Origin of the sequence: Dyella choica, assembly GCF_003977665.1 — a bacterium.
Lineage (GTDB): Bacteria > Pseudomonadota > Gammaproteobacteria > Xanthomonadales > Rhodanobacteraceae > Dyella_B > Dyella_B choica.
Genome location: NZ_RYYV01000033.1, coordinates 24,354 through 32,143 on the forward strand (window position 1 = coordinate 24,354; position 7,790 = coordinate 32,143).

General features: G+C 59.3%; 10 protein-coding genes. 5 read left to right on the plus strand and 5 right to left on the minus strand.

Annotated elements, in window-relative coordinates:
* Window positions 1-62: 62 nt before the first annotated feature.
* Window positions 63-410, minus strand: a complete 348-nt coding sequence (locus EKH80_RS22410) for a hypothetical protein (protein ID WP_126687032.1) — start codon at window positions 408-410, stop codon at window positions 63-65.
* A 163-nt stretch (window positions 411-573) separates the two neighbouring features.
* Between EKH80_RS22410 and EKH80_RS22415 the strand changes: the two genes are divergently transcribed.
* Both EKH80_RS22415 and EKH80_RS22420 read left to right on the plus strand, forming a co-directional pair.
* On the plus strand, window positions 574-1,494 hold the full coding sequence (locus EKH80_RS22415) for a M14 family metallopeptidase (protein WP_126687033.1): 921 nt from the start codon (window positions 574-576) through the stop codon (window positions 1,492-1,494).
* A 197-nt stretch (window positions 1,495-1,691) separates the two neighbouring features.
* The gene (locus EKH80_RS22420; protein WP_329955497.1) at window positions 1,692-3,023 is read left to right on the plus strand and encodes an MFS family transporter; all 1,332 of its coding nucleotides are present in this window, start codon (window positions 1,692-1,694) and stop codon (window positions 3,021-3,023) included.
* 88 nt (window positions 3,024-3,111) lie between these two features.
* Here the strand turns inward: EKH80_RS22420 and EKH80_RS22425 are convergent, their stop codons facing one another.
* Window positions 3,112-3,582 (minus strand): Lrp/AsnC family transcriptional regulator, encoded by a 471-nt coding sequence (locus tag EKH80_RS22425; RefSeq protein ID WP_126687034.1) that lies wholly within the window; start codon window positions 3,580-3,582, stop codon window positions 3,112-3,114.
* A 79-nt stretch (window positions 3,583-3,661) separates the two neighbouring features.
* On the opposite strand from EKH80_RS22425, the gene EKH80_RS22430 reads away from it, so the two are divergent.
* The gene (locus EKH80_RS22430; protein WP_158628923.1) at window positions 3,662-4,135 is read left to right on the plus strand and encodes a nuclear transport factor 2 family protein; all 474 of its coding nucleotides are present in this window, start codon (window positions 3,662-3,664) and stop codon (window positions 4,133-4,135) included.
* A 142-nt stretch (window positions 4,136-4,277) separates the two neighbouring features.
* Here EKH80_RS22430 and EKH80_RS22435 read toward each other — a convergent pair whose 3' ends face one another.
* Window positions 4,278-4,517, minus strand: a complete 240-nt coding sequence (locus EKH80_RS22435; RefSeq protein WP_126687036.1) for a hypothetical protein — start codon at window positions 4,515-4,517, stop codon at window positions 4,278-4,280.
* A 220-nt stretch (window positions 4,518-4,737) separates the two neighbouring features.
* Window positions 4,738-5,613 carry an AraC family transcriptional regulator gene (locus EKH80_RS22440; RefSeq protein ID WP_126687037.1) on the minus strand — a complete coding sequence of 292 codons (876 nt, stop codon included), beginning with the start codon at window positions 5,611-5,613 and terminating at the stop codon, window positions 4,738-4,740.
* Between the two features lie 53 nt (window positions 5,614-5,666).
* On the opposite strand from EKH80_RS22440, the gene EKH80_RS22445 reads away from it, so the two are divergent.
* The gene (locus tag EKH80_RS22445; protein ID WP_230473886.1) at window positions 5,667-6,308 is read left to right on the plus strand and encodes a carboxymuconolactone decarboxylase family protein; all 642 of its coding nucleotides are present in this window, start codon (window positions 5,667-5,669) and stop codon (window positions 6,306-6,308) included.
* Window positions 6,309-6,953: 645 nt separating this feature from the next.
* Window positions 6,954-7,481, plus strand: a complete 528-nt coding sequence (locus EKH80_RS22450; protein ID WP_126687038.1) for a hypothetical protein — start codon at window positions 6,954-6,956, stop codon at window positions 7,479-7,481.
* Window positions 7,482-7,588: 107 nt separating this feature from the next.
* Here EKH80_RS22450 and EKH80_RS22455 read toward each other — a convergent pair.
* Window positions 7,589-7,790: IS3 family transposase (locus EKH80_RS22455; protein WP_148110432.1), on the minus strand; the 202-nt coding region annotated here is incomplete at its 5' end.

Sequence of the window (7,790 nt, forward strand, 5' to 3'; positions counted from 1 at the left end):
GGTTCATCCGCAAAACGTAGGCTTAGGATGATAATCCCAGCATTGGCATGCATGCAGCAGGCTTAGCCCGGAATCGGCAGGCACTCCATGATCTCGATCGATTCGCCGGGAAACAGCATGAAGTGCGGATGGTCTTCAAACAGTTTCGCCGCTTGCTCATGCGATGTGGCCTGCACCACGGTAAAAGCGCACAGTTCGTTCTTGGCCGTGTCGATGCCACGGCGGGAGGCACGCAAAGTCTTGCCCAGCGGAGCTCCCAATTCCACGATCGAATCCTTGTGGGTTTGGACCCAGTCATTCCAGCCCTGCATGCCTGCTTTGTCGCGTTTCTGACGCTCGGCCTCATCCAAGGCCATCCAAGCGTTGCGGGACGCTTCGGTACCGAGATAGACAGCGAGGAACTTCTTCATGGTATTTGCTCCAGGATCGTTCAAAGTTGGCGTTTTGGGGACCTGAACCGGCTTGGCGCGGTGAGTCCCGACCTAGCGACGAACAACGCGGCAAGAAATCGACACAGTGCTACATTACGGCGCTTCGCCTCGTCCCCCTCATCCTCAGGAGCCAAACGAGCCCATGACGACTCCCGCCCTTTATCCCATCGGCACACCCGGCATCCCCTGGGGCTCCGCAGAGGTCGCAGCCTGGCTGGCGAAGCAGACTCGCCATCGCAGCTACGAGCAGGATGTGTTGAGCGTGGTCGACGAGCTACGTTCGCGGTTCGACGTGGTGGAATACGGGCGGTTGGATTACTCACCAGACGTTTACCCGCTGGTGGCCATCAAGAGTCGCCCGTGGCATGACGAATTGCCCTGCATGCTGGTGACCGGAGGCGTGCACGGCTATGAGACCAGCGGCGTCCACGGGGCGCTGCGATTTGCGCAAGAGCATGCATCGGCCTACGCAGGCCGCATCAATCTCGTTGTCGCGCCATGTATCAGCCCCTGGGCGTACGAGCGGATTCATCGCTGGAATCCGCATGCGGTGGACCCGAACCGTTCCTTCCGCGACCTCAGCCCGGCCGGGGAATCGGCGGCGTTGCTGCGCCTGGTGGCGGAATTCCGCGACAGCGTGCTGATGCATATCGATCTGCACGAAACCACCGACACCGACGAATCCGAGTTCCGTCCGGCGCTGGCGGCCCGCGACGGCGTGGCGCACGAGCCTGACGAAGTCCCGGACGGTTTCTACCTGGTGGACGACAGCGAGCATCCGCAGCCGGCCTTCCAGCAGGCCATCATCGCGGCCGTGGCCAGGATTACCCATATCGCCCCCGCCGACCGGCACGGCCAGATCATTGGTTCGCCCGTGGTAGCCCCTGGGGTCATCGAGTACCCGCTACGCAAGCTTGGCCTTTGCGCGGGCATTACCTCGGCACGCTACAAGACCACCACCGAGGTGTATCCGGACAGCCCGCAAGCCAATCCGGAGCAGTGCATCGCCGCCCAAGTGGCCGCCATTTGCGCGGCGATCGATTTCGCTCTGGCGCACACCTGACAGCGTAGGCTGGGTTGCCAAACCCAGCATTGCCATGCACGCACCCCGCGCGATGCTGGGATTGTCATCCCAGCCTACCTAAGCCACGTCCGAACGAAAAACGGAAACAGGTTCGGCTCCATAGAGGGCGAGCACCGACGCTCACCCTCTTCATGCAACGATTCCTTTTCGCGCATCCCTGACGCGACACTCGCTCCATGACCCAGCGCCCCGAACTCGATCTACCTCCTGTGCCGCAACAGGTCTCCATGCCCTACACGCGTGAGGAGCGCAACAAGCGGATCTTCGCCATCATCGGCGCCTCGTCCGGCAACCTGGTCGAGTGGTTCGACTTTTACGTCTACGCCTTCTGTGCGATCTATTTCGCCCAGGCCTTCTTCCCTTCGCACGACCAGACCGTGCAATTGCTCAACACCGCCGGCGTGTTCGCTTCCGGCTTCCTCATGCGGCCGGTGGGCGGCTGGCTGTTCGGCCGAGTAGCCGACAAGCAGGGACGCAAGAGCGCGATGATGATCTCGGTACTGATGATGTGCGCTGGTTCGCTGCTGATCGCCTGCCTGCCCACCTATGCCACGGTCGGCGCCTGGGCGCCGGCCTTACTGCTGGCGGCGCGGCTGTTGCAAGGTCTGTCGGTGGGCGGCGAATACGGCACCACCGCCACCTATATGTCCGAAGTGGCATTGCGTGGCCAGCGCGGCTTCATGGCGTCGTTTCAGTACGTAACGCTGATCGGCGGCCAGTTGCTGGCCGTGCTGGTGCTGGTGATCCTGCAGCAGTTCCTGGATGAGGCCGAGCTCAAGGCCTGGGGCTGGCGCATTCCGTTCGTGGTGGGGGCCTGCACTGCCGTGATCTCACTGCTGCTGCGTCGCTCGCTGCAGGAAACCACCACGGCTGAGGTTCGCAGCGACAAGCACGCCGGCACCCTGTCCGCCCTGTTCACACATCACTGGAAGGCCTTCATCACCGTGCTCGGCTACACCGCCGGCGGTTCGCTGATCTTCTACACGTTCACCACCTACATGCAGAAATACCTGGTCAATAGCGTCGGCATGCCGGCCAAGACCGCCAGCTATGTGATGACCGCCGCGCTGTTCGTCTACATGTGCATGCAGCCCCTGTTCGGCGCATTGTCCGACCGGATCGGCCGGCGCGCTTCCATGCTGTGGTTCGGTGCACTGGGCGCGATTTGCGTGGTACCGATCCTGACCGCGCTCAAAACCGTCAGCAGCCCGTTGCCGGCCTTTCTATTGATCACCGCCGCACTGGCCATCGTCAGCCTGTACACCTCGATCGCCGGCCTGGTGAAAGCCGAATTGTTTCCGCCTCAGGTGCGCGCACTGGGAGTGGGCCTGTCCTACGCCTTGGCCAATGCCGCATTTGGCGGTTCCGCCGAGTATGTCGCGCTGAACTTCAAGCAAGTGGGGATGGAAAGCAGCTTCTACTGGTACGTGGTGGCGATGATGGCCATTGCCTTCCTGTTCTCCCTGCGCCTGCCCCGGCAGGCGGAGTACCTGCACCACGATCACTAGAGGCATTGCGTAGGCTGGGTTGCCAAACCCAGCATTGCCATGCCCACAACCGCGCGAGCTGGGATTGTCATCCCAGCCTACGTTCGCTCTACGGTAGTGGCATGCCATGTTGTTGCTGGCGATTGAACACGACAGATGTCTCCACACGCAGCACCACAGCGTGGCGATTGAAGTGCTCCGAAATGACCGTCTTCAAATGCTGCATGTCGCGGACCGCGACATCGACGATCAGGTCGGTGCGGCCGGACACCAGAAACACACCGCGAACCTCCGGCACGGCGGCAGTTGCGCTGACGAAGTCATCGACCACTTCGATGCTCAGCTTGCCCAGCTGCACGAACAGCACGGCTTGCAGTGCGAAGCCGATCACTTGCAGATTCACCTCGGCATGGGCACCCAGCAGAACCCCTCGCGCCCTGAGCGATTTGATGCGCTCATGGCAGCTTGAAGGTGCAAGGCCTACCTCGGCAGCGATCTGTTTGTTCGACAGCCAGGCATCCTTCGTCAAAAGACGGAGGATGGCGAAATCTATTCGGTCGAGGCCCGTCTCTTCGCTCATATTTTCGAAAACTATTCGATTGACGATTTCTGCAGCCTAATATCATTCTAATTACATGACAAATAAACGAATATTCTTCATGTACACCGCCTTGGCGACCCTGTTGCTCAACGCGGCTCTGCCCGTCATCGCTGCTACCGCTTCAGCGAGCCCGGCCTCAGTGCCCGCCGCGGCGAACGACATCATCGGGCAACGCCTGGTAGCCGAAGAGCGCGCTAGCTGGGACTTGGCGATCAAGCGAAACGCCGATGCCTACAAGGCTTTGCATGCTTCGGACTTCTTTACGGTCGGCGGTGCCGGCATAGCGGCTAGAGCGCCAAGCGAAGCATCGGCGATGGACCCGAATGTGCGCTTCGACCATTGTGAGCTTGCAGGGTTCGACGTGCATTTTGTGGCGCAGGATGCCGCGCTTGTCACCTACCACGTCAAGGCAAATGGACTCGACCATGGCAAGACCTTTCAGCTCGACAGCTATGCTTCGTCCCTGTGGATGAAACGGAACGGCCAATGGTTGAATGTGTTTTACCAGGCGACACCTACGCCAAAGCAGTGACCATTGCCGGATGGCCCTGGCACTTACGGCAGGTGTGATAGGTGCCTGTATCGCAGCCCATACCATCTACGTAGGCGAGCAATCGATTATGGCCATTGACGATGTCATGGCCACGTCTTCTTCCATGCAACGACATGGATTACTAATCGTCGAGCCGCCTATCCTGAAATAGCTCCGCCACTTCGATCTTGCCAAGCAGGGGCAGCATCTTCGAAAGTCTTTCGAAGACGTGGACTTCAATGAGCCCCCAATCCAACAAGGCCGCCAGGTAGCCGCGCCAGATTAAAGCGACGGTGTTGGATGATTCCCGCCAACGCAGCTGACGTGAAATCCGGCCGCGTAATTCTTCTTCGCTATAGTGGTTGTGAACCATCTTCGTCACGCCGATAGTGCTTTCTTCAGAACATAGACTGATGCCCGCAAAAAGTAGATAGCAATACTCCGAAAGACTTGGGTCAGTTTCTGGTATCGGGTGGCGTTCGCAGAATCCAGTGGGTACCGATTCGCCGTTGCTTACGTTTCGCGTTTTATGCCTTGGCCAGAACAAGGGATAGCTAGGATCTCTTGGTTCGGTGGATGTCTTGCATCTCTCTGGATCTTCTCTATCCGGTGAACGTCCTGGATCTCTCCAATAGCCAAAGGCGGGGAGACATGCCTACCTTGGCCGTGAATGCACGCGATAGTGCCGATGGGTTCGCATAGCCGAGTTCATCCGCCAGCATCTTGATGGAATGGCCCTCGCGCAGTCGGCTCTGCGCCAGCGCCATGCGCCAGTCGCTCAGGTAGTCGGCGGGAGTCTGGCCCACCACCTCGCGAAAGGTATTGGCAAACGCTGTGCGGGACATGCCGGCGCATTCGGCCATGCGCTCCAGCGACCAAGGCTCACCGGGAGCGTCGTGCATGGCGACCAGAGCACGCGCCAGTCGCGGGTCCGACAGTCCAGTGATAAAGCCAGGACGAATGCCCGCTTCCTGCGGATGGTCAAGCAACCAGCGCATCAGCTGGATCACCACCACCTCGAAGATCCGATCGGCCAGCAACCGCTGGCCGCAGCGCACTCTATCCGTTTCGGCGAACAGCAATTCCAGCGCCAAATCCAAGCCGGACACTTGTGCCAGCGGCAACGCGATCAAAGAGGGCAGCGCCCGCGCGAGAGGGTTGTACGAGCCACCATCGAAGTTCAGCCGCGCACAGGTGAAATCGGAGCCCTCCACCGGAGGGTTGTGGAAGCGATGAGTGAAGGGCCGCGGGTACAGCAGCAGTGTCGGCTGGTCGAAGTGCATCGACTTCGGTACATCGCGCGCGCCCGGGTGGCTCACCTTCAGCTGGCCGCGACGCAGCACGTGCAAATAGCCATGTCCTTCGCAGGCATCGAAATGGTTGAGCCCGCAAAGTGCGCCGGAGTGATGCAACTGGGCCTGCACCCGGAACCGTTCGAGGACGCCCGAGAGGCGGTCGATAGGAGTAGAGGCTCGCATATGAACTAATGGGTATGTTTTGTGGACGTATTGAACCCAATAGTACATTCCTCGTGACCATACTGCTCGCACCGGACCCGTGCCAGGAAAGGCCAGTAAGCAAGGCCCACCTCGCCGGCTGGTTTCCCTTCCCTCAATCCGACGTTCTCCAGGTGATCGACATGTCTCGCGTCATTATCCAACCTCAACTCGTCCCCGCAGCCAGCCAGCCCTTGCTGGCCCAGATCCAGCAGGCCTTCGGCGCTACCCCCAACATGTTCAAGGCCGTGGCCAACTCGCCGGCCGCTTTGCAAAGCATGTGGACCGCCTTTGGCGCATTGGGCAAAGGCACTCTGGGCGCCAAGCTCGGCGAGCAGATCGCCGTGGCCATCGCCAACCGCAATCGCTGCGAATACTGCCTGGCAGCCCACACCGCGCTCGGCCAGCAGGCCGGTGCGACTTCCGCTGAGATGTCCTCTGCCCAAGTGGGCCAATCCAGTGACGCCAAGACTGAAGCGACCCTGGCTTTCGCCCTGAAGGTAGTCGAGCAGCGTGCGCAGATCACCGACGCCGATGTCGCGCATCTGCGGGAGGTCGGCTTCGGCGACGAGCAGATCGTCGAGATCATGGCGCATATCGCCCTGAACCTCTTTACCAACTACATCAACGTCGCTCTGGATATTCCGGTCGATTTTCCCAAGGTCGCTCTGCTGTGAGATTGGGAGGCCTCACCCTGAGATGGGTGAGGCTCGCCCGCATTCGCAAAACCAAAACAACAAAACAGGGGCACTCTGGACTCCTTTCGATTCTTTCGGTCGACCCTGTTGTTCAAGCTGTCGCCTGTCTTGCGTCGCACCAAGACTCGACGTAATTGTCCTAATGCCTGTCATACGTCCTAGGCTACAATAGTGGCCTAGCATCAACTGCAGGGTTCGAGCTGTTCAGCCATACCGCACAACCCAGGGATTGCGGTGAACAGGGCGCTCGAGACGGATTCTCAATTAAGCGGTCAGCGGCATGGGAAAGACAAACAAGGGATCTCCACGGCGTTCCTTCGGACGCCGTAGCAAGGTGGGGCGCGCGAGCATGACTTGCACAACGCTTTCCATTGTCGAAACCGCCATGCGCGGACCTTGCACTCACAGCGTGCATCTCCGTACCGGACCCGAGCAACGACGCGCGTCAGCGCCAAGCGCTGTGCTTCGCGCCTGATCTGCATTTGCAGACGGGCGCCGATCGATGACTGCCTACCGCGATATTGGTGGAAACGCCGTGCTTGCAAATCCAGGCGTCATATCGGGTTCCACTTTGCGTATCGCCGCCGTTGACACTCTATTTCTTACCACATACCTGAGATCATGATGAAGCGAATTACTTCTGCTTTTGCACCCTTGCTGCTTTTAGCTATGGCCACCGGCTTAGCTGGTTGCGCTCAACTGATCTCTTACAAAGAGCCGACGGAAGGGCCCATAGCTCGCGTACGTCTCATCGGAAATCAACCTGAGCTGTATACAACTCAATGTGACGGTGAAGATGCCAAACCGAAGGGCTTCGCTTACTACGGAGGCAAACGACATGATTTACACATGCCTAATCCGCCAACGGAAACTTCCGATACGACCGAGTACTACGTCGTGGCGGATAAGCATCTCGCCGTCAGCTTTGGCGATCCCAGCCTGATTCCACCCAAGGGGTACCAGGTGCGCTATTCCGGCGAGCGTTGCAATTACACGCAGGTCGTCTTCATACCCAAGCCGGGACATGACTACGAAGTGCGGGAAAACGGCGGCGGTGTTTGCTCAGCGTCTGTTGTTGAGCTGATGCCCATTACGTCCGGTGCCGTGCAATACGTACCCGTGGCTCCAACTTCTTGCGCCAAGATCCAATGATGCCCTTGCGCAGTAGGGGATAGCCAGGTCGCTTGCCGCACTCAAGGCTAGGCGCGCACTGTCGAAAAAAGGGGACGGGGTGGACTGGTCCCGTTTCCACGGACAGTTTAATTAGTCACCTCAGCCATTCTCTCGAAAGCTTCGGGTGAGCGGTAGCCCAGGCTGCTATGTAGTCGTTGTCGGTTATAGAAGCTCTCGATGTATTCGAAGATTGCAGCTCTGGCCGCATCACGATCCTCGAAGCGTTCGTGGTGTATCAGCTCCTGCTTGAGCGAGCTGAAGAAGCTTTCCATTACCGCATTGTCGTAA

Coding starts and splice junctions, on each gene's coding strand:
- EKH80_RS22425 (WP_126687034.1), bottom strand. CDS start 3,582: ATGAGCGAAGAGACGGGCCTCGACCGAATAGATTTCGCCATCCTCCGT.
- EKH80_RS22440 (WP_126687037.1), bottom strand. CDS start 5,613: ATGCGAGCCTCTACTCCTATCGACCGCCTCTCGGGCGTCCTCGAACGG.
- EKH80_RS22410 (WP_126687032.1), bottom strand. CDS start 410: ATGAAGAAGTTCCTCGCTGTCTATCTCGGTACCGAAGCGTCCCGCAAC.
- EKH80_RS22450 (WP_126687038.1), top strand. CDS start 6,954: ATGAAGCGAATTACTTCTGCTTTTGCACCCTTGCTGCTTTTAGCTATG.
- EKH80_RS22430 (WP_158628923.1), top strand. CDS start 3,662: ATGTACACCGCCTTGGCGACCCTGTTGCTCAACGCGGCTCTGCCCGTC.
- EKH80_RS22415 (WP_126687033.1), top strand. CDS start 574: ATGACGACTCCCGCCCTTTATCCCATCGGCACACCCGGCATCCCCTGG.
- EKH80_RS22420 (WP_329955497.1), top strand. CDS start 1,692: ATGACCCAGCGCCCCGAACTCGATCTACCTCCTGTGCCGCAACAGGTC.